Annotated in this window: 15 protein-coding genes; 4 read left to right on the top strand and 11 right to left on the bottom strand. The window is 73.9% G+C overall.

Features of this window, described 5'->3' with window-relative positions; translation table 11 throughout:
* Positions 1-25 precede the first annotated feature (25 nt).
* Positions 26-1,804 carry a serine/threonine-protein kinase gene (locus MCM47_RS19750; RefSeq protein WP_238862954.1) on the bottom strand — a complete coding sequence of 593 codons (1,779 nt, stop codon included), beginning with the start codon at positions 1,802-1,804 and terminating at the stop codon, positions 26-28.
* A 158-nt stretch (positions 1,805-1,962) separates the two neighbouring features.
* Positions 1,963-3,057 (bottom strand): hypothetical protein, encoded by a 1,095-nt coding sequence (locus MCM47_RS19755; RefSeq protein WP_238862955.1) that lies wholly within the window; start codon positions 3,055-3,057, stop codon positions 1,963-1,965.
* Between the two features lie 59 nt (positions 3,058-3,116).
* On the opposite strand from MCM47_RS19755, the gene MCM47_RS19760 reads away from it, so the two are divergent.
* Positions 3,117-3,653, top strand: coding sequence for an SHOCT domain-containing protein (locus tag MCM47_RS19760; protein ID WP_238862956.1), 537 nt, complete (start codon positions 3,117-3,119; stop codon positions 3,651-3,653).
* A gap of 38 nt (positions 3,654-3,691) precedes the next feature.
* On the opposite strand, the gene MCM47_RS19765 is transcribed toward MCM47_RS19760, so the two are convergent.
* Positions 3,692-5,716 (bottom strand): serine/threonine-protein kinase, encoded by a 2,025-nt coding sequence (locus MCM47_RS19765; RefSeq protein WP_238862957.1) that lies wholly within the window; start codon positions 5,714-5,716, stop codon positions 3,692-3,694.
* A gap of 250 nt (positions 5,717-5,966) precedes the next feature.
* On the opposite strand from MCM47_RS19765, the gene MCM47_RS19770 reads away from it, so the two are divergent.
* A complete protein-coding gene (locus tag MCM47_RS19770; protein ID WP_238862958.1) occupies positions 5,967-6,530 on the top strand; it encodes a hypothetical protein in 564 nt (187 codons plus the stop codon).
* Positions 6,531-6,585: 55 nt separating this feature from the next.
* Here the strand turns inward: MCM47_RS19770 and MCM47_RS19775 are convergent, their stop codons facing one another.
* The 4 genes from MCM47_RS19775 to MCM47_RS19790 all read right to left on the bottom strand — a co-directional run bounded on the left by MCM47_RS19775 (position 6,586) and on the right by MCM47_RS19790 (position 11,718).
* Positions 6,586-7,713, bottom strand: a complete 1,128-nt coding sequence (locus tag MCM47_RS19775) for a GuaB3 family IMP dehydrogenase-related protein (protein WP_238862959.1) — start codon at positions 7,711-7,713, stop codon at positions 6,586-6,588.
* 417 nt (positions 7,714-8,130) lie between these two features.
* Positions 8,131-9,636, bottom strand: a complete 1,506-nt coding sequence (gene guaB / locus MCM47_RS19780; RefSeq protein ID WP_238862960.1) for an IMP dehydrogenase — start codon at positions 9,634-9,636, stop codon at positions 8,131-8,133.
* Between the two features lie 364 nt (positions 9,637-10,000).
* Complete coding sequence (shbA, locus tag MCM47_RS19785) at positions 10,001-10,588, bottom strand: RNA polymerase sigma factor ShbA (RefSeq protein ID WP_308222382.1); 588 nt, start codon at positions 10,586-10,588, stop codon at positions 10,001-10,003.
* Positions 10,589-11,106: 518 nt separating this feature from the next.
* The gene (locus MCM47_RS19790) at positions 11,107-11,718 is read right to left on the bottom strand and encodes a response regulator transcription factor (RefSeq protein WP_014136228.1); all 612 of its coding nucleotides are present in this window, start codon (positions 11,716-11,718) and stop codon (positions 11,107-11,109) included.
* A gap of 555 nt (positions 11,719-12,273) precedes the next feature.
* On the opposite strand from MCM47_RS19790, the gene MCM47_RS19795 reads away from it, so the two are divergent.
* Positions 12,274-12,600 (top strand): WhiB family transcriptional regulator, encoded by a 327-nt coding sequence (locus MCM47_RS19795; RefSeq protein ID WP_238862961.1) that lies wholly within the window; start codon positions 12,274-12,276, stop codon positions 12,598-12,600.
* 188 nt (positions 12,601-12,788) lie between these two features.
* Here MCM47_RS19795 and MCM47_RS19800 read toward each other — a convergent pair whose 3' ends face one another.
* The 3 genes from MCM47_RS19800 to groES form a co-directional block, all read right to left on the bottom strand.
* A complete protein-coding gene (locus MCM47_RS19800; RefSeq protein WP_238862962.1) occupies positions 12,789-13,802 on the bottom strand; it encodes a LysR family transcriptional regulator in 1,014 nt (337 codons plus the stop codon).
* A 173-nt stretch (positions 13,803-13,975) separates the two neighbouring features.
* The gene (gene groL, locus MCM47_RS19805) at positions 13,976-15,610 is read right to left on the bottom strand and encodes a chaperonin GroEL (protein ID WP_238862963.1); all 1,635 of its coding nucleotides are present in this window, start codon (positions 15,608-15,610) and stop codon (positions 13,976-13,978) included.
* A 116-nt stretch (positions 15,611-15,726) separates the two neighbouring features.
* Positions 15,727-16,032: a co-chaperone GroES gene (gene groES / locus MCM47_RS19810; protein WP_014136232.1), complete on the bottom strand. Its 306-nt coding sequence runs from the start codon at positions 16,030-16,032 to the stop codon at positions 15,727-15,729.
* A gap of 299 nt (positions 16,033-16,331) precedes the next feature.
* Here groES and MCM47_RS19815 point away from each other — a divergent pair, with 299 nt between their 5' ends.
* Positions 16,332-17,552: a class I SAM-dependent methyltransferase gene (locus tag MCM47_RS19815; protein WP_238862964.1), complete on the top strand. Its 1,221-nt coding sequence runs from the start codon at positions 16,332-16,334 to the stop codon at positions 17,550-17,552.
* Here MCM47_RS19815 and MCM47_RS19820 read toward each other — a convergent pair.
* Entirely contained in the window at positions 17,549-18,466 is a 918-nt protein-coding gene (locus tag MCM47_RS19820; RefSeq protein ID WP_238862965.1) for a polysaccharide deacetylase family protein, read from the bottom strand. The genes MCM47_RS19815 and MCM47_RS19820 overlap by 4 nt on opposite strands.
* Positions 18,467-18,567 lie beyond the last annotated feature (101 nt).

Genomic DNA, 18,567 nt, shown 5'->3' on the forward strand with positions numbered 1-18,567 from the left:
ATCGGGCCAGAGCGGTCGCCCGTGGTCAGCGGGTCGGCGTGAAGTAGTGCAGCACCGTGTTGAAGCGCTGCTCGGCCTCGTCCCACTCGGTGCTGCGCTCCGGGCTGGAGGAGTAGATCGCGTAGCTGGTGCCGTCGTCGTCGATGAACTCCGCCTCGATCGCCCGCCGGCGCCCGCCTTCCTTGGCCGCGTAGCTGAACTCCCAGACGGCCGCGTCGTGCCCGTTGACCGCGACGCCGGTCAGCTTGTGCTGGCGGTACTCCTTCAGCTTGGAGACGGTGGTCTCCATCTGCCGCAGGTGCTCCAGCGGCTTGACGGACTGGCCGACGGTGACGGCGAACTGCAGGTAGTGGGTCCGGTTGTCCGGGCTGTAGAAGATCTGGTTGGCGGTGTCCGTGCTGCGCTGCCAGGCCGGCTTGGCCACCGGCAGCGGGAAGCGGAAGCCGGCCGGGTCGTCCACCCACTGGAAGCCGGTGGGCGGCGGGTCGACGGTGCCGGAGGGCTGCGGCTCGCCCGAGGCGGTCGGAACCGGGTCCACGGCCGGGGGGCCATCGTGCCGGGTGGCCAGGAAGGTCGCGCCGGCGGCCACGACGGCAACCGCCAGCGCGGCAGCGGCGGGCCGAAGCACGTTGCGGCGCTTGGCCGGACCGCGCGCGGGCGCGACGGGGTGCACCACCGGCGCGATCGGTGAGGTGTACGCCGCAGCCGCCTCGGGGGGCGCGCCCGCCACCCCGGCGGTACCGAGCGTCCCCGGCACGGCGGCGCCCGCGCCGGGCGCTCCACCGCCGACCAGGGGCACCGAACCCGGGTCGGCCACGGTCCCCGGCACCTCCGGCCGCGCCGCGGTCGGCGCCTCCGACTCGGCGGCCGGGGCGGGCTGCTCCGCATCCTCGGTCCGGTCGACCACCGGTACCGACTGGGTCGGCGTCTTCACCGGAGCGACCGGCTTGAAGCCCATGGTGTGCCCGGCCTTCACCTCGGCCAGCATCCGGGCCGCCTCGTCGGCGGTCGGCCGGTCGGCCGGGTCCTTGGCCATCAGCGCCGCCAGCACCGGGCCCAGCGCCCCGGCCCGGCGCGGCTCCGGCAGCGGGTCGCCGACGACGGCGGCGAGCGTGGTCAGCGGCGAGGTCCGGCGGAACGGCGACTCGCCCTCCACCGCGGCGTACAGCGTCGCGCCGAGGCCCCAGAGGTCCGAGGCCGGGCCCGGCCGCTCGCCCTGGGCCCGCTCCGGCGCCAGGTAGTCCGGCGATCCGACCAGGTCGCCCGGCCGGGTCAGCTCGGTCGAGCCCTCGTACGTCGCGATGCCGAAGTCCAGCAGCACCACCCGCCCGGTGCCGCGCTCCAGCAGGACGTTGGCCGGCTTCACGTCCCGGTGCAGCACGCCCAGCTGGTGGCCCCGGTGCAGGGCCGCCAGCACCTGGCTGCCGACCTCGGCGGCGGCGCGCGGCTGCAGGGTGCCGTCCTGGCTGATCACATCGGCCAGCGAGCGGCCGTCGACCAGCTCCATGACGATCCACGGCCGGCCGTCGTGCTCCAGCACGTCGTGCACGGTGATCACGCCGGGGTGCTTGATCCGGGCGGCCGCGCTGGCCTCCCGCTTCATCCGCGCGTGCAGGATCTGGAGCTCCTCCTCGGGGAGGTGGCTGACGGTGAGCTCCTTGACCGCGACCTCGCGGTCCAGCATCCGGTCCCAGGCCCGCCAGACCGTGCCCATCCCGCCGCGGCCCAGCCGGTCGCCCAGCTCGTACCGCCCGGCCAGCAGCCGCTCCGCCTCGGCCGCGTCCGGCCGGTCCTGCACGCCCATCGGCGACCGCTCCCCCTCATCCACCTGCCGTCACCGCGACGGAGGGCCTGGTGCAGACCACAGTTCGAACAAATCCCACGCACACATTAGGCGGCCCGCCCCCGACCCGGTAATCTCCCCCGGCGCCCGGGCCGGCCGCAGGCGCCCGGCGGGCACCGTCAGCCTGCGAACATCACCACGGCGGCCACACCGAGCACCAGCAGCAGGAAGACCCCGCCGACCAGGACGGGGCCCAGCAGCGCGGGCGGGATCCGCGGCGGCCGCACCGGCGCCGGCCCGGCGGCGGCCGCCACCGCCTCCCGGTCCGCGCCGCCCCGCCCGCGCCGACGCGGGCTCAGCGGCACCAGCGGGGCCTCCGGTCGCACCGCGAGCACCCCGGCCGGCCGCTCGCCGTCGACCGGCTCGGGCACACCCACCAGCAGCGCCGCCAGCTCCCTGCGGACGGCCGCCGCACCCGGTCGCAGCGCCGGGTCCGGCTGCAGCAGCCGCTCCGCCAGCGGCGCCAGCGGCCCGCACGCCGCCGCGGGCTCCCGCCGGCCGTCCCGCACCGCCGTCACCAGCTCCGGCACACCCGGCTCGGGGAAGGGCGAACGGCCGGTCACCAGCCGCTGCAGCAGTACGCCGAGCGCCCAGCAGTCACCGGCAGCGCCGCCGTCCAGCGGCCAGCGCTCGGCGACCGGCCCGACCAGGGCGGCCCGCACGTCGTAGCGGCGGCGCCCACCCGGTCCGCCCAGCTCCTCGGCCAGTGCCTCCTCGGCCACCCCGGAGAGCAGTCCGCCGAGCATCGCCGCGCCGTCCTCGCAGACCAGCACCGAATCGACGGTCAGATTGCCGTGCGCGAGCCCGGCCTCGTGCAGCGCCCTCAGCGCGCCCGCCAGATCGGCCGTGATCTCGGCCACCCGGTACGGCGGGAGCGGCCCCGGAGCCACCAGCTCGGCGAGCGCCACGCCGACCGGCGCCTCCTCGACCGTCCACAGCACGTCACCGTCGACGAACGCCCCGGCCCCCTGCAGCAGTCGGGGGTGCACCGGCGCCGCGGACCCGGCGGCCGCCACCTTCCGCACCAGCCGCTCGCCCTGCTCGGGCATCGGCTCGTCCGGCTCGTGACCCCCCGTCAGCACCGGCGGCAGCTCCAGGCCGCGCAGCCGGACGGTGTCGCCGGTCCGCTCGTCCACGGCGGACGCGCGCAGCGCCTCCGGACGGTCCGTCAGCAGATAGCGCCCTGCCAGTATCCGACCCGGGCCCGCTCGCATGCGTGTTCCTCTCGCTCGCGCCCCAGCCTAGTTGGCACCACCGCATTAGGCTCGGTCCCATGGACTGGACCGATCTCATCGACACGGCCTTCGACGTGGCCGGCAACAGCAGCAGTAGCACGCGGGCCGAAGCTCTGCGAACCGTCGAGGCGAGCGTCGCGCCCGACGAGAAGCCGGTCGCGTCGACGGCCGGGCGCCATCCCGACCACTTCCGCAAGGGGGTGCTGGTCCTCACGACCCACCGGCTGCTCTTCCTCAAGGACGGCAAACCGCCCGTCCCGGTTCCGCTTTCCGCGGTCACCGACGCGACCGTGACGAAGAGCCGGATCAACGGCGAGGTGCTGCTGGTGATCGCGCTCACCGGCTCGCACCGGTTCGAGGACGTGGTCAAGGCCGAGGTCTTCGCCGAGCAGGTCCGGGCCGCCGCCCGGCTGGCCCGGGAGGCGGCGCAGAGGTCCCAGGCCGCCGCCCCGGCCGCGGCGCCCTCGTCCGGCGCCGACCTGCTGGACCAGTTGGAGCGCCTCGCCGCCCTGCACGGCGCCGGGGCGCTCACCGACGAGGAGTTCAGCCGCGCCAAGCAGCGCCTGATCGGCTGACCGCCCGGCGCGGGCCCCGGTCCGGCCGGCTGGACCTCCTAGGGCGCGGGCTGGAAGGTGCCGAACACGACGTCCCGGACGCTCGCCTGCGCACCCCAGTCCGCGTCGGGCACGATCCAGTAGATCGAGTAGCCGTACTTGGCGGGCGTGCCGGTGACGAAGCCCCGGTTGAGCGAGTGCATCTTGGGCGTGCCGTTGGTCCACTCCCAGTCCGCCGCGTTGGTCCACTGCCGGTAGGTGATCGCCGCCAGGTTCAGCCGCTGGTAGTTGCTCACCTGACCGCGCACCGAGGGCTCGGACTCCTGCCAGTCGGCGACGGCGCTCGGGCCGGGCGTGTTGGTCCACTCGATCCGCAGCTGGCTGCCGTTGGCGCCCTTGAAGATGCGGCGGTTGGAGTCCGATCCGGCGGGCTGCAGCCAGTCGGGCAGCGCCACCGAGAAGCCGGACGGGTCCTTGTACTCGTGGAAACCGGCGGGCACCGCCGGGCCGGCCGGGGTCGGCGCCGCCGCGGAGGACGGGGCCGCCGGGCTGCCGGCCGCGGGGCCGGGGGCCGTGGCGGACGGGGTGGCACCGCCGGGCGCGGCAGCGGTCTGCGCGGGGGACGCCGGGGGCGCCGCGCCGGTGGGCGCGGCCGGCGGGGTGGTCCCCGCGGGCGTGCTCGCCGCCGGGGTGCCCGCAGCCGGGGCCGAGGACTCCTGCGCCGCCGGCGAGGTACCGGTGGCGCTCGCGCCGGTGGTGGCCGCCGCCGCGGAACTCTGGCCGGCGCCCTTGGGCGACCGCTGCTCGGAGCCGCCGAAGGCCTGCACCACCGCGACCACGCCGGCGATCAGCAGCAGCACCACGACCGCGGTGGCCACGGCCAGCCGCCGCCGGCCGGTGCGCGGGTCGGCGCCGGCCGCCTGGGTCGCGCCCAGGGTCCACTCGCTGGTCACCGGCCGGATCGGCTCGGCCGGCGGAGTGGCGGCGCGCTCGGCGGCGTCACCGGCGCCACGCGGTTCCACGGCCTCCGCACCGCCCTCGGCGGCCTCGGCCGCCGGCTGCTCCCCGTCCTTGGCCCGGCTGCCGACCCGGACGGTGCCGAGCAGCCCACCGACCGGCGGTCTGCCGGCCGGCTTCGTCGGCTTCGCCGGGCTCTCTTGCCCACCCGCCGGCTTCGCGACGTCGGCGGCGGCTCCGGTGCCGACCGCCTTCACCGGCATCGCGTGCTCGGTGGTCGACTCCGCCCGTGCGGTGGCCTCGGCGACCACCCGCTTGAGCATCGAGCGGGTCTGCGAGGCGTCCAGCCGCTCGGCCGGGTCCTTGGCCAGCAGGCCCTCGATCACCGGCCGCAGCGGCCCGGCGTTCAGCGGCGTGCTGAGCTCCTCGGTCATCACCGCCGTCAGGGTGGCCAACGCCGAGCCCCGGTCGTACGGCGGCCGCCCCTCGACCATCGCGTACAGCGTGCCGCCCAGCGACCAGAGGTCGGCCGGCGGGCCGGGCTTCTGCCCGCGGGCCCGCTCCGGGGATATGTACGAGGGGGCCCCGACCAGCATGCCGGTGGAGGTCACCGAGGCGTCCCCCTCCACGCTGGCGATGCCGAAGTCGGTGAGCACCACCCGGCCGTCCTCACCGATCAGCACGTTGGACGGCTTCACGTCGCGGTGCAGGATGCCCAGCGCGTGGGCCGCGACGAGCACGCCCAGCACGTCCAGCGCGATCTCGGCCGCCCGGGCGGGCCCCAGCGGCCCGTCCTCCTTGATCACGTCGGCCAGCGAGCGGGACTCGACCAGCTCCATCACGATCCAGGGCCGGTCGTCCTCCTCGACCACGTCGAAGACGGTGACCGCCGAGTTGTGCCGGATCCGGGCCGTCGCCTTGGCCTCGCGCAGCGTACGGACGATCAGCCGGTGCTTCTCGTCCTCCTCGACGCTGCCGTTCATCCGCAGTTCCTTGACCGCGACGATCCGGCCGAGCATCTCGTCCTCGGCGCGCCAGACGGTGCCCATGCCGCCGCGCCCGAGCACGGCGTTCAGCCGGTATCGGCCGGCCAGGAGCCGGCCGGTGGAACCCTGCGCCTGGGTCATTCGGAACGTTCCCCCATGTGGTGCTGGCCGGTCGTGACGACGCATCGGCCCGACGCCGGGCCCGAACGCCAAGCCTCCATCATCCCCTGTCCCGCGGGGTCACGACCACCCGCCCCCCGGCCACCCTGGCTCCGCACCCGGCGCGAACCGGCGCTCCGTGCCCGATCTGTGATCGAAAACGCTGTTCGAGCACGCCGGGGCGCTGCTACCGTTCGGCAGCTCACAGTCTTTCCGGGGGGATTCGACGCCCATGACCGCACCCGCAGAAGGCGCTGACGGCCAGTCGGGACGGCCGCGGACGGCCCAGCACTACTCGGTGGCACCGGCACAGGCCGCCCCCGAGGGCTACGTCGCCCCGGGCATGCCCGGCACCCCCGCGGCCGACTACCGGCCCGACCCCGCCGCCGGGCGGGCACGCCCCCGCCGGACCGGGGCGGCCGTCGCGGTCGCCGTCACCGCGATGCTGGCCGGTGCGGCCGCGTACGGCACCGCCCCGGCCCGGGTCGAGAGCACCATCGGCTGGCTGGCCATCGCCCTGGCCGCCGCCGTCGCCTGGCCGCTCGGCCGCCTCGGCGGCCGCAACCGCCTGCTACCCCCGCTCGGCGCCCTGCTGGCGGCCGGTTCGCTCTTCCTCGGCCAGTTGCTCGGCCAGACGCTGCGCCTGCACGACGTGTCCGGAACGCCCTACGGCGAGCTGCTGCGCGGCGCCCTGACGACCTGGCGGGCCGAGCGCCACCCGCTGGACCTCGCCTTCTACGGGATCGCCCTGGTCGGCGGATTCCTGCTCACCCGCCGCACGGCCGACCCCGGCTGACGGCAGGGCCCCCGCCGGATCGCGTCCGGCGGGGGCCCTGCTGCGGTCGTCGGGCTCAGCGGTGGTTGAGCGCCGGGTTGACCGTCACCTCGACGCGCTGGAACTCCTTGAGCTCCGTGTAGCCCGTGGTGGCCATCGCCCGGCGCAGCGCGCCGAACAGGTTCATGGTGCCGTCGGGGGTGTGCGACGGGCCGGTGAGGATCTCCTCGGTGCTGCCGACGGTGCCGAGGTCCACCCGCTTGCCGCGCGGCAGCTCCTCGTGCACGGCCTCCATGCCCCAGTGGAAGCCCTTGCCGGGCGCGTCGGTGGCGCGGGCCAGCGCGGCACCGATCATCACCGCGTCGGCGCCGCAGGCGACGGCCTTGGGGATGTCGCCGCTGTAGCCGACGCCGCCGTCCGCGATCACGTGCACGTAGCGGCCGCCGGACTCGTCCATGTAGTCGCGGCGGGGGGCCGCCACGTCGGCGACGGCGGTGGCCATCGGCACCTGGATGCCGAGGACGTTGCGGGTGGTGTGGGCGGCACCGCCGCCGAAGCCGACCAGCACGCCGGCCGCACCGGTGCGCATCAGGTGCAGGGCGGCGGTGTAGGTGGCGCAGCCGCCGACGATGACCGGGACGTCCAGCTCGTAGATGAACTGCTTGAGGTTGAGCGGCTCGGCGGCGCCGGAGACGTGCTCGGCCGAGACGGTGGTGCCGCGGATGACGAAGACGTCGACGCCGGCGTCCACGACGGCCTTGGAGAACTCGGCGGTGCGCTGCGGCGAGAGAGCGGCGGCGGTGACCACGCCGGAGTCGCGGACCTCCTGGATCCGCTGCTTGATCAGCTCGGCCTGGATCGGCGCGGAGTAGATCTCCTGCAGGCGGCGGGTGGCGGCGGCCTCGTCCGGGATCGAGGCGATCTCGTCCAGGAGCGGCTGCGGGTCCTCGTAGCGGGTCCAGAGGCCTTCCAGGTTGAGCACGCCGAGGCCGCCGAGGCGGCCGATCGCGATGGCCTGCTGCGGGGAGACCACGCTGTCCATCGGGGCGGCCAGGAACGGCAGCTCGAAGCGGTAGGCGTCGATCTGCCAGGCGATCGAGACCTCCTTCGGGTCACGCGTACGGCGGCTGGGGACGACGGCGATGTCGTCGAAGGAGTACGCCCGGCGGCCGCGCTTGCCTCGCCCGATCTCGATCTCAGTCACTTCGAGCCCTTCTGGTTTGTTGCTCATGCCCGCCGGGTCACCCCGGCCGCCCCCAGTATCCCGCACCGGCTGTTAGTCGCGCGCTCGCCTCCGGGGCGCTCCGACCCGGTGCCGACGGTCGTTGCTCCAAGGCCCCTCGTCCCTCACGTCCTCCTCGCGCCTCCCTCTCGACACCGGCACACCCCTCCGGCTCGGCGCGGGGGTCGCGCGCTCGCCTCCGGGGCGCTCCGACCCGGTGCCGACGGTCGTTGCTCCAAGGCCCCTCGTCCCTCACGTCCTCCTCGCGCCTCCCTCTCGACACCGGCACGCCCCTCCGGCTCGGCGCGGAGGTCGCGCGCTCGCGTCCACGGCGCCGTAGGCGCGAGGGGCCCGCCACCTGGTGGTGGCGGGCCCCTCGGATGCGTGCGGTGCGTGCGATCAGCCGCGGCTGGTGTAGTTCGGCGCCTCGACCGTCATCTGGATGTCGTGCGGGTGGCTCTCCTTGAGGCCCGCCGAGGTGATCCGGACGAACCGTCCCTTGCTCTCCATCTCCGCGATGGTGGCCGCGCCCACGTAGCCCATGGTCTGGCGCAGGCCACCGACCAGCTGGTGCAGCACGGCGGCCAGCGGGCCGCGGTAGGGCACCTGGCCCTCGATGCCCTCGGGGACGAGCTTGTCGTCCGAGGCCACCTCGGCCTGGAAGTAGCGGTCCTTGGAGTACGAGCGGCCCTGACCGCGGGACTGCATGGCGCCCAGCGAGCCCATGCCGCGGTAGGACTTGAACTGCTTGCCGTTGATGAACAGCAGCTCGCCCGGGGACTCCTCGCAGCCGGCCAGCAGCGAGCCCAGCATCACGGTGTCGGCACCGGCGGCGAGCGCCTTGCCGATGTCGCCGGAGTACTGCAGGCCACCGTCGCCGATGACCGGGACGCCGGCCGCCTGGCACGCCACCGCGGCCTCGTAGATCGCGGTGACCTGCGGGACGCCGATGCCGGCGACCACGCGGGTGGTGCAGATGGAGCCGGGGCCGACGCCGACCTTCACGCCGTCCACGCCGGCGTCGATCAGCGCCTGGGCGCCGTCCCGGGTGGCCACGTTGCCGCCGACCACGTCGACGCCGACGGCCGACTTGATCTTGGCGATCCAGGCCAGCGCGTTGTGGCTGTGGCCGTGCGAGGTGTCCACGACCAGGAAGTCCACGCCCGCCTCGACCAGGGCCTGGGCCCGGTCGAACGCCTCGGCGCTGGCGCCCACCGCGGCACCGACCAGCAGCCGGCCCTCGGCGTCCTTCGCGGCGTTCGGGTACTTCTCGGCCTTGACGAAGTCCTTGACGGTGATCAGGCCCTTGATCCGGCCCTCGTCGTCGACCAGCGGCAGCTTCTCGATCTTGTGGCGGCGGAGCAGCGCCATGGCGTCCTCGCCGGAGATGCCGACCTTGCCGGTGATCAGCGGCATCGGGGTCATGATCTCGCGGACCTGCCGGCTGCGGTCCGACTCGAAGGCCATGTCGCGGTTGGTGACGATGCCGAGCAGCTTGCCGGCCTCGTCCGCGATCGGCACACCGCTGATCCGGAACTTGGCGCAGAGCGCGTCGGCCTCGCCCAGGGTGGTCTCCGGGCCGACCGTGATCGGGTCGGTGACCATGCCGGACTCGGAACGCTTCACCAGGTCGACCTGGTTGACCTGGTCCTCGACGGAGAGGTTCCGGTGCAGCACGCCGACACCGCCCTGGCGGGCCATGGCGATCGCCATCCGGGACTCGGTGACCTTGTCCATGGCCGCCGAGAGCAGCGGGATGTTGACGCGCACGTTCCGGGAGACCCGCGAGGAGGTGTCGACCTGGTTCGGCAGCACCTCGGAGGCCCCGGGCAGCAGCAGCACGTCGTCGTACGTCAGCCCGAGCATCGCGAACTTCTCGGGTACGCCTGCGGCGTTGTAAGACATTTCGGGGGTACCTTCCGTGGCCGGCCTAATCCGCTCGCGCCCTGAGGGTGGGGGCGCTGTCGTCGCTCACTCGCTCAGGCCGCCGAAAGCTCGGTGCCTTGGAGGAACCTCCAGAGAATCCCCGCTCGCACCCACGGAACTTTGGCGACCCGCCCAGGCGCCGATACCCCATGGTACTGGCACCGGGAATGTGTCCTCGTGTGCCCTTGACAACATCAGGCACCCGTGGGCCATTCCGCGTGGGCCATTCCGCTCGCAGCGGACCCGCCGCGCGCAGCCCCCGGGGTTGCGGGCCGGGCCGCCCCGGACGGAGCCGGGAGCACCGCTGCCCGGTGCCCGGAGCCGGCCGGACGGCTCCGCCGCGTCAGGAGGACTCCTCCGCGAGCGCCCGCAGCCGGCTGAGCGCGCGGTGCTGGGCGACCCGGACGGCCCCGGGCGACATCCCGAGCACCTCGCCGGTCTCCTCCGCCGAGAGCCCCGCGGCCACCCGCAGCAGCACCAGCTCGCGCTGACGGGCCGGCAGGTTGGAGAGCAGCTCCTTGGCCCAGGCCGCGTCACTCCTCAGCAGCGCCCGCTCCTCCGGGCCGAGCGCCTCGTCCGGCACCTCCGGCAGGTCGTCCGGCGGGATCACCGTCGACCCGGGGCCGCGCATGGCGGCGCGCTGCAGGTCGGCGATCTTGTGGGCGGCGATGCCGTAGACGAAGGCCTCGAACGGGCGCCCCTGGTCCTTGTACCGGGGCAGTGCGCAGAGCACCGCGACGCAGACCTCCTGCGCGATGTCGTCCACGTGGTGCCGGGCGCCGCCGGGCAGCCGGACCAGGCGGCCGCGGCAGTAGCGCAGGGCCAGCGGGTGGACGTAGGCGAGCAGTGCGTCGATCGCCGGGCCCTCGCCGCGGACGGCGGCCGCGACCAGCTCGCCGACCAGCGGGGAGGAGCCGCCGGCGCCGAGCACCGGCGCCCGCTCGATCCCGATTCCGGCACCCGTCCGCCCGGCGGGACCGTCGTCCGGCGCGTCGCCGGCGGGGCCGCCTTCGCCACCGGGACCGCCCTGATCGGCGTACGACGGATCGCGACCCGGGCCGGAGGGCTCGACCGCCTCCACCGGGTCCGCCTCGCCGGCCGCACCGGCAACGTCGTCACGCATCGGTCCATGGTGCCTGGTCGAACGGGAAAACGCGGCACCGCGTCCGGAGTTGTGCACCGGAACGTTATGCGGTACGCCGCCCGGCCCGTGACCGCCGCGCACCACCGGCCCCTCCTGCACCGCGCCTCCCGCCCCGCAGCCTCCGGTGGTCCCGTCCGCCGCGCCGTCCGCCGAGTGTCCTGCGGCTGTGTGGTTCGCCGCAGTGCCTGTCCGCTGGTCCCCGAGGTGCTCCACTACTCCATGGTGCAACCTCGGGACCGTAACGTCACACGCCCCGGCGGGAGGAACCTCGAGCAGCCCGCCGCGACCGGCGGGGCCGCCGGCGGTCAGCGGACCAGGCCCCAGCGGAAGCCCAGGGCCACCGCGTGCGCACGGTCCGAGGCGCCGAGCTTCTTGAACAGGCGCCGGGCGTGGGTCTTGACGGTGTCCTCGGAGAGGAAGAGCTCGCGGCCGATCTCGGCGTTGCTGCGGCCGTGGCTCATGCCCTCCAGCACCTGGATCTCACGCGCCGTCAGCGTGGGCGCCGCGCCCATGTCGGGGCTGCGCAGCCGCCGCGGGGCGAGCCGCCAGGTCGGGTCGGCCAGCGCCTGGGTGACGGTGGCCCGCAGCTCGGCGCGCGAGGCGTCCTTGTGCAGGTAGCCGCGGGCACCGGCGGCCACCGCGAGGGCGACGCCGTCGAGGTCCTCGGCGACGGTGAGCATGATGATGCGGGCGCCCGGGTCGGCGGACAGCAGCCGCCGCACCGTCTCGACCCCGCCGAGGCCGGGCATCCGGACGTCCATCAGAACGAGATCGGAGCGGTCGGCCACCCAGCGGCGGAGGACCTCCTCCCCGTTCGTCGCGGTGGTGACCCGGTCGACGCCGGGTACGGTCGCGACCGCGCGGCGAAGCGCCTCGCGGGCGAGCGGGGAATCGTCGCAAACGAGAACGGAAGTCATGACCGTCGTCCTCCGCAGCTGATCCGCGTCACGTTGAGCCTCCTGGCTGGTACGAATCTCTCCGACACGGCCGATTGGCGACGGACCCGGTGCCGATCGCCTGAACTTCCCCGCGATCGTTCCCGACCTCCGGCGCCCGCTAACCGCCTCCGCACTTCCAACGACCGTCACTCGAATGAGTTACGGCCTTCAGGGCCATCTCCACCACTGTACGTGGCCAACCCGTTACCGATCAGCCGCATCGCGGTGCACACGCCGCACTTTTGTGCAGCTCGCGCGCGGTCGGCGCACCACCCGCACACCGGTGCGTGGTGTCGCGCGCCCGTCGGCCACCCGATTGCCATGCCCGTAGCCGCCGGAGCCCATGCCCACTTTGCCCGGTTTTATAGCTTTTGTATGGTCATTGACTGTTGTGCCACTCTGTGGGTGACTTGTCCATGGAGTTGCCGTAAGTCATATTTCCAGGTGTCCACACCAGCGCATCGAAGCCTCGCCGCACCGCACAGCCCGCCGGCGGTCGGCGCGCGGTCGACGAGCCTCTGAAGGGAATGAGCCATGGCAGATTTCTCCCGCCTCCCCGGCCCCAACGCGGACCTATGGGACTGGCAGCTCTCCGCGGCCTGCCGCGGCGTGGACAGCTCGCTCTTCTTCCACCCGGAGGGCGAACGCGGCGCCGCCCGCAGCTCGCGCGAGGCGAGCGCCAAGGAGGTCTGCATGCGCTGCCCGGTGCGCACCGAGTGCGCCGCGCACGCGCTGGCGGTCCGCGAGCCCTACGGAGTCTGGGGAGGGCTGACCGAGGACGAGCGCGAGGAGATGATGGGCCGCTCGCGCAACCGCCTGGTGGAGGTGCCGCTGGCGGCGCCGACGGGGCTGCAGCACTGACCCGAGATCTGTCCGCACCGGGGAGAAACGTTTCTTCTCGGCGCGCCCTGCCGCCTGCGCCCGGAGCGGGGCGGGAGCCGCCCGGGCCGCGACGTCCGCCCGGGCCGCGACGTCCGCCCGGGCCGCGACGTCCGCCCGGGCCGTGACATCCGGCCGGGCCGTTCGACCGTCCGGACCGTGAAGCCCGGTCAGCGCCCGGCGGCCGCGCCCGCCAACCGCTCCAGCATCAGGGCCACCGCCGGCACCTCGGCGAGGTCCGGCAGGGTCAGGGCGACCACCTGCCGCACCGCCGGCGCCCCCGAGGCGGTCCGCACCGGCACCGCCGACACGCCGTCAGGGCGCACCGACTCCAGGGCGAGGCCGGGCAGCACCGCCACCCCGAGCCCGGCCGCCACCAGGCCGACCACCGCCGGGTAGTCGTCGGTCGCGAAGTCGATCCGGGGCTCGAAGCCCGCCCCCGCACAGAGCTCCACCAGGTGCCCCCGGCACTGCGGGCAGCCGGCGATCCACTGCTCCCCGGCCAGCTCCGACAGCTTCACCGGCGCGTTCCCGCCGCCGCGCCCCGCCAGCGGGTGCGCGGCGGGCAGCAGACCCACCAGCGGGTCGTCCAGCAGCGGGGTGACCACCAGGTCGGACCAGTCGGCGCCGGCGCTGAGCTGCTGAGCCTCCAGGTTGGCCTCGGCCCGCGCCTCGCGCGGGGTCCCGTGCGTCGGGGCCGGGGCGGGCGACGGGGCGCCGTCGGGCGACTGCGGGTAGCGGAAGGCCAGCGCCACCTCGCACTCGCCACCGCGCAGCATCGCCAGCGACTCCGGCGGCTCGGCCTCGACCAGCGACACGCGGACCCCCGGATGGCTGTCCCGCAGCCGGGCGACAGCCGGCGGCACGAGGGTGGAACTCGCGGTCGGGAAGGACACCAGACGCACCCGCCCGGCCCGCAGGCCGGCGATCGCCGCCACCTCCTCCTCGGCCGCGGAGAGCCCGGCCAGGATCCCGGTGGCGTGCTTGAGCAGGACCCGCCCGGCCTCGCTGAGCTGCATCCCGCGGCCCGAACGGACCACCAGCGGGGTGTCGACGGACTTCTCCAGGGCCTTCATCTGCTGGCTGATGGCAGGCTGGGTGCACCCCAGCTCGCGGGCGGCGGCGGAGAAGGAGCCGGTGCGGGCGACGGCACGCAGGACGCGCAGGTGGCGGGCCTCGATCATGCCTCAGTTATAAGGCAGGCTTTGCCATCTGCAAAATTCCACTGATAATTGAACGCTGAAACACGCGCCGGCCCGGCCGGCACGCGCGCGGGCGGTCCGACGCCGGAGGCCCGGCCCGAACCCCCCCGAGGGGGCGCGGACCGGGCCTCCGGTCACCGGTCACCGTTCAGGCGTCAGTGGGAGTGGCCGTGCCCGCCGTGCGAGTGGCCGTGACCGTTGTCGGCCTCCTCCTCCTTCTTCTCCACCACGAGGGTCTCGGTGGTGAGGAGCAGGGAGGCGATCGAGGCGGCGTTCTCCAGCGCCGAACGGGTCACCTTCACCGGGTCGATGACGCCGGCCTTGACCAGGTCGCCGTACTCGCCGGTGGCCGCGTTGTAGCCCTGGCCCTGCTCCAGCTCGGAGACCTTGGAGGTGATGACGTAGCCCTCCAGGCCGGCGTTCTGGGCGATCCAGCGCAGCGGCTCGTGCAGCGCCTTGCGGACGACCGCGACACCGGTCGCCTCGTCGCCCGACAGGCCCAGGCCGCCGTCCAGCACCTTCGCGGCGTGGACGAGGGAGGCGCCACCACCGGCGACGATGCCCTCCTCGACCGCGGCACGGGTCGCCGAGATGGCGTCCTCCAGGCGGTGCTTGCGCTCCTTCAGCTCCACCTCGGTGGCGGCGCCGACCTTGATGACGCAGACGCCGCCGGCCAGCTTGGCCAGGCGCTCCTGCAGCTTCTCGCGGTCCCAGTCCGAGTCGGTGCCCGCGATCTCGCCCTTGATCTGGGCGACGCGGCCGGCCACGGCCTCGGCGTCACCGGCACCGTCGACGATCGTGGTGTCGTCCTTGGTGATGGTCACGCGGCGGGCGGTGCCCAGCACGTCCAGACCGGCCTGGTCGAGCTTGAGGCCGACCTCCTCGGAGATGACGGTGGCACCGGTCAGGGTGGCCAGGTCGCCGAGGATCGCCTTGCGGCGGTCGCCGAAGCCCGGGGCCTTGACGGCGACGGCGTTGAAGGTGCCGCGGATCTTGTTCACCACGAGGGTGGACAGCGCCTCGCCGTCGACGTCCTCGGCGATGATCAGCAGCGGCTTCGAGGCACCGCCCTGGAGGATCTTCTCCAGCAGCGGCAGCAGCTCCTGGATGGAGGAGATCTTGCCCTGGTTGATCAGGATGTACGGGTCCTCCAGGACCGCCTCCTGCCGCTCCGCGTCGGTGACGAAGTACGGCGACAGGTAGCCCTTGTCGAACTGCATACCCTCGGTGAAGTCCAGCTCCACGCCGAAGGTGTTCGACTCCTCGACGGTGATGACACCGTCCTTGCCGACCTTGTCGATCGCCTCGGCGATCAGCTCGCCGACCTGGGTGTCCTGCGCGGAGAGGGAGGCGACCGCGGCGACGTCGTCCTTGCCCTCGATCTCGCGGGCGACGGAGAGCAGGTGCTCGGAGACGGCGGCGACGGCCTTGTCGATGCCCTTCTTCAGGGCGGCCGGGCCGGCACCGGCGGCGACGTTGCGCAGACCCTCGTTGACCAGGGCCTGGGCCAGCACGGTGGCGGTGGTGGTGCCGTCACCCGCGACGTCGTTGGTCTTGGTGGCGACCTCCTTGACGAGCTGCGCGCCAAGGTTCTCGTACGGGTCGTCCAGCTCGACCTCACGGGCGATGGTGACACCGTCGTTGGTGATGGTCGGGGCGCCGAACTTCTTGTCGATGACGACGTTGCGGCCCTTGGGGCCGATGGTCACCTTGACGGTGTCGGCCAGCTTGTTGACACCGCGCTCCAGCGAGCGGCGGGCGTCCTCGTCGAACTGCAGGATCTTCGCCATGTTCCCTATTCCCTCGGGGCGACGGCCGCCACGGCGGCCGCCGGACTACGTGAACCAACAACCACGCCCCGGGCCCCTGTCACTTGGGACACGGATCCGGGGCGGGCTGGAACGTCTTACTTCTCGATGATGGCGAGAACGTCGCGAGCCGAGAGGACCAGGTACTCCTCGCCCTGGTACTTCACCTCGGTGCCGCCGTACTTCGAGTACAGGACGATGTCACCGACGGCGACGTCGAGCGGCAGACGCTGGCCGTCCTCGAAGCGGCCCGGGCCGACGGCCAGGACGACGCCCTCCTGGGGCTTCTCCTTGGCGGTGTCCGGGATAACCAGGCCGGAGGCCGTGGTGGTCTCGGCGTCGAGCGGCTGGACCACGATGCGGTCCTCGAGCGGCTTGATGGCAACCTTGCTGCTGGTGGTCACGTCCGAGCTCCCCTTCGGAGATTACGGGGTTTTCTAACGGGTAGGTGGCGAACCTGCGGGTCTGCCGTCGCGGGGGTCAGACGCGCGTCATCGCGTTAGCACTCCCCATGGGGAGAGTGCCAAGGACGACCATAGGCCGCTGTTAGCACTCAGTCAACCAGAGTGCCAACGACGCGCCCGCCGATTCCGCGGAGCTTGACGAGCGACCGCACGCACGTGCCACCCGGGCCGCCCGCGGCCCTCCCGGGCCCGGGCCGCCACGGGACACCCCGGGCGCCGAGACCGGCGAGAATGGCCCCGTGGAGACCGAGAACCTGCAGCCCCTGCTCACGCCCGAGGGCCAGGCCCTGCTCGCCGAGTTGCGCGAGTTCGCCCCCGAGGACGAGCTCGCACTGGCCACCAGGCTGCGCCGCGAGCACCCGGCGGAGCTGGTGTCGGCGGCGTTCGGGCAGGCCCGGCTGCGCCAGCGGGCCCGGGCCAAGTTCGGCGCCGACGCCGACCTGATGTACTTCACGCCCAACGGTGTCGAGCAGTCCACCCGCCGCAGCGTCGCCGAGTGGCGGGCCCGGCGCTTCGCCGAGCTGGGCGTCGAACGGCTGGCCGACCTCTGCTGCGGGATCGGCGGGGACGCGCTCGCCCTGGCCCGGGTCGGCATCGAGGTGCTCGCGGTCGACCGGGACCCGGCGGCCTGCGCCGCCACGGCCGCCAACGCCGCCGCGCTGGGCCTGGCCAAGCTGGTCGAGGTGCGCTGCGCGGACGTCGCCGAGGTCGACGTGGCCGGCTACGACGCGGTCTTCACCGACCCCGCCCGCCGCACCTCGCGCGGCCGGGTCTTCGACCCCGAGGCGTACGCGCCGCCGCTGTCCTGGGCGATCGAGGCCGGCCGGCGCACCCCGGTCGGGGCGCTCAAGGTGGCGCCGGGCATCCCGCACGAGGCCGTCCCGGCGGACGCCGAGGCCGAGTGGGTCTCCGACCACGGCGACGTCAAGGAGGCGGTGCTCTGGTTCGGCACCCGCGCCGAGCGGCCGCACCGCGCCACGCTGCTGCCGCAGGGCGCCTCGCTCACCGGCGGCGACCTGCCCGACCCGCCGGCCGGACCGGTCGGCCGCTACCTCTACGAGCCGGACGGCGCGGTGATCCGCGCCCACCTGGTGGCCGAGGTGGCGGAGCAGGTCGGCGGCCGGCTGATCGACCCGAAGATCGCCTACGTCACCTCGGACGAGCTGGTCGCCACCCCGTACGCGCACGCCTTCGAGCTCACCGACGTGCTGCCGTTCCACATCAAGAAGCTGAAGGCGCTGCTGCGCGAGCGGGCCGTCGGCACCGTGGTGATCAAGAAGCGCGGAATGGCGATCACCCCCGAGGAGCTGCGCCGCCAGCTGAAGCCGAGCGGCCCGAACACCGTCACGGTGATCCTCAGCCGCACCGACCACGGCCCGCTGATGATGCTCGGCCGGCCCGTCAGGGCCGACGCCCCGGCCCCGGCCGACGCCCCGGCTCCCGACCCGGCCGCCTCCTAGGAGGCCGGCGGCTGGATGTAGTCCTCCAGGCGGGCCACCGCGAAGCCCTGCTCCTGGATCCGGGCGAGCATCTCCCCGAACATCTGCGTCATGGTCTCGCCCTTGAGGTCCTTCGGGCCGCGGAAGTGGGCGAGCACGATGTCCCCGGGCCGCAGCTTCTTGTCGGCCGCCTGGTACTGCATGTCGTGGATCTGCATCGACTCGCGCCAGAGCACGACGGCCCGCGGCCCGCACTGCTGCACCGCGGTGTTCAGCGCCGGGGTGTTGGCGCCGTCCCCGTACGGCGGGCGGAACAGCAGCGGCGCGGTGCCGTACTGCTGTGTGAGCGCGGACTGCGCGTCGCAGATCTCCGACTTCTGCTTCTCCGGCGCGACCTTGCTCATGATCGCGTGGTCCACGGTGTGGTTGTGGATGTGGTTGCCGAGCGCCTGGAGCGGTTTGAAGTAGCCGTAGTCGTCCTTGACGATGTCCCGGGTCAGAAACATCGAGACCGGCACCTTGAGGTCGGTCAGCATCTCGACGAACTTCGGGTCCTTCTCGGCGCCGTCGTCGATGGTGATGAAGACGACCTTGTCGGTGGTCTTCACGTCGCTGAAGACCGGGACGGGGCCGGTCTTCTGGAGCTTGACCGGCTTGTCGGCGGGCGCCGCCGGGGCCGGCGGCAGCGGCTTGAGGTTCCACTTCGCCCAGGCGGCCGCGTCCCCGGCCGCGGGCGCGGCCCCCGGCGTGGTGCCGGCCGGAGCCGGCGTCGGCCGTCCCGCGGTGGTTCCGGCGGACGGCGCGGCCGCCGACGCCGCGCCGCCGGCCGTGCCGGATCCGGTCGCGCCACCGCTGCCGCAGCCGGTGGCGGCGGCCAGGAGTACCAGTGCCCCCGCCGCGTACGTCCCCGCCCTGCCCCGCCCGTACCTCTTCACCGCGCCGCGCTCCCCGGTCCCGTTCAGCGATCTCTCAGCTATGCACGGTAGCGGTCGGTCGTTCGGTTCCCGGACAGGCCTGCGAGCGGCTACTCCGCCCC

It is taken from the genome of Kitasatospora sp. A2-31 (assembly GCF_022288725.1).
Taxonomy (GTDB): Bacteria; Actinomycetota; Actinomycetes; order Streptomycetales; family Streptomycetaceae; genus Kitasatospora.

What these genes read in the sequence shown, in the direction of transcription:
- MCM47_RS19750 (WP_238862954.1), bottom strand. Translation starts at nt 1,804, where the DNA reads ATGGGCGTGCAGGACCGGCCGGACGCGGCCGAGGCGGAGCGGCTGCTG.
- MCM47_RS19755 (WP_238862955.1), bottom strand. Translation starts at nt 3,057, where the DNA reads ATGCGAGCGGGCCCGGGTCGGATACTGGCAGGGCGCTATCTGCTGACG.
- MCM47_RS19760 (WP_238862956.1), top strand. Translation starts at nt 3,117, where the DNA reads ATGGACTGGACCGATCTCATCGACACGGCCTTCGACGTGGCCGGCAAC.
- MCM47_RS19765 (WP_238862957.1), bottom strand. Translation starts at nt 5,716, where the DNA reads ATGACCCAGGCGCAGGGTTCCACCGGCCGGCTCCTGGCCGGCCGATAC.
- MCM47_RS19770 (WP_238862958.1), top strand. Translation starts at nt 5,967, where the DNA reads ATGACCGCACCCGCAGAAGGCGCTGACGGCCAGTCGGGACGGCCGCGG.
- guaB (WP_238862960.1), bottom strand. Translation starts at nt 9,636, where the DNA reads ATGTCTTACAACGCCGCAGGCGTACCCGAGAAGTTCGCGATGCTCGGG.
- MCM47_RS19790 (WP_014136228.1), bottom strand. Translation starts at nt 11,718, where the DNA reads ATGACTTCCGTTCTCGTTTGCGACGATTCCCCGCTCGCCCGCGAGGCG.
- MCM47_RS19795 (WP_238862961.1), top strand. Translation starts at nt 12,274, where the DNA reads ATGGCAGATTTCTCCCGCCTCCCCGGCCCCAACGCGGACCTATGGGAC.
- MCM47_RS19800 (WP_238862962.1), bottom strand. Translation starts at nt 13,802, where the DNA reads ATGATCGAGGCCCGCCACCTGCGCGTCCTGCGTGCCGTCGCCCGCACC.
- groL (WP_238862963.1), bottom strand. Translation starts at nt 15,610, where the DNA reads ATGGCGAAGATCCTGCAGTTCGACGAGGACGCCCGCCGCTCGCTGGAG.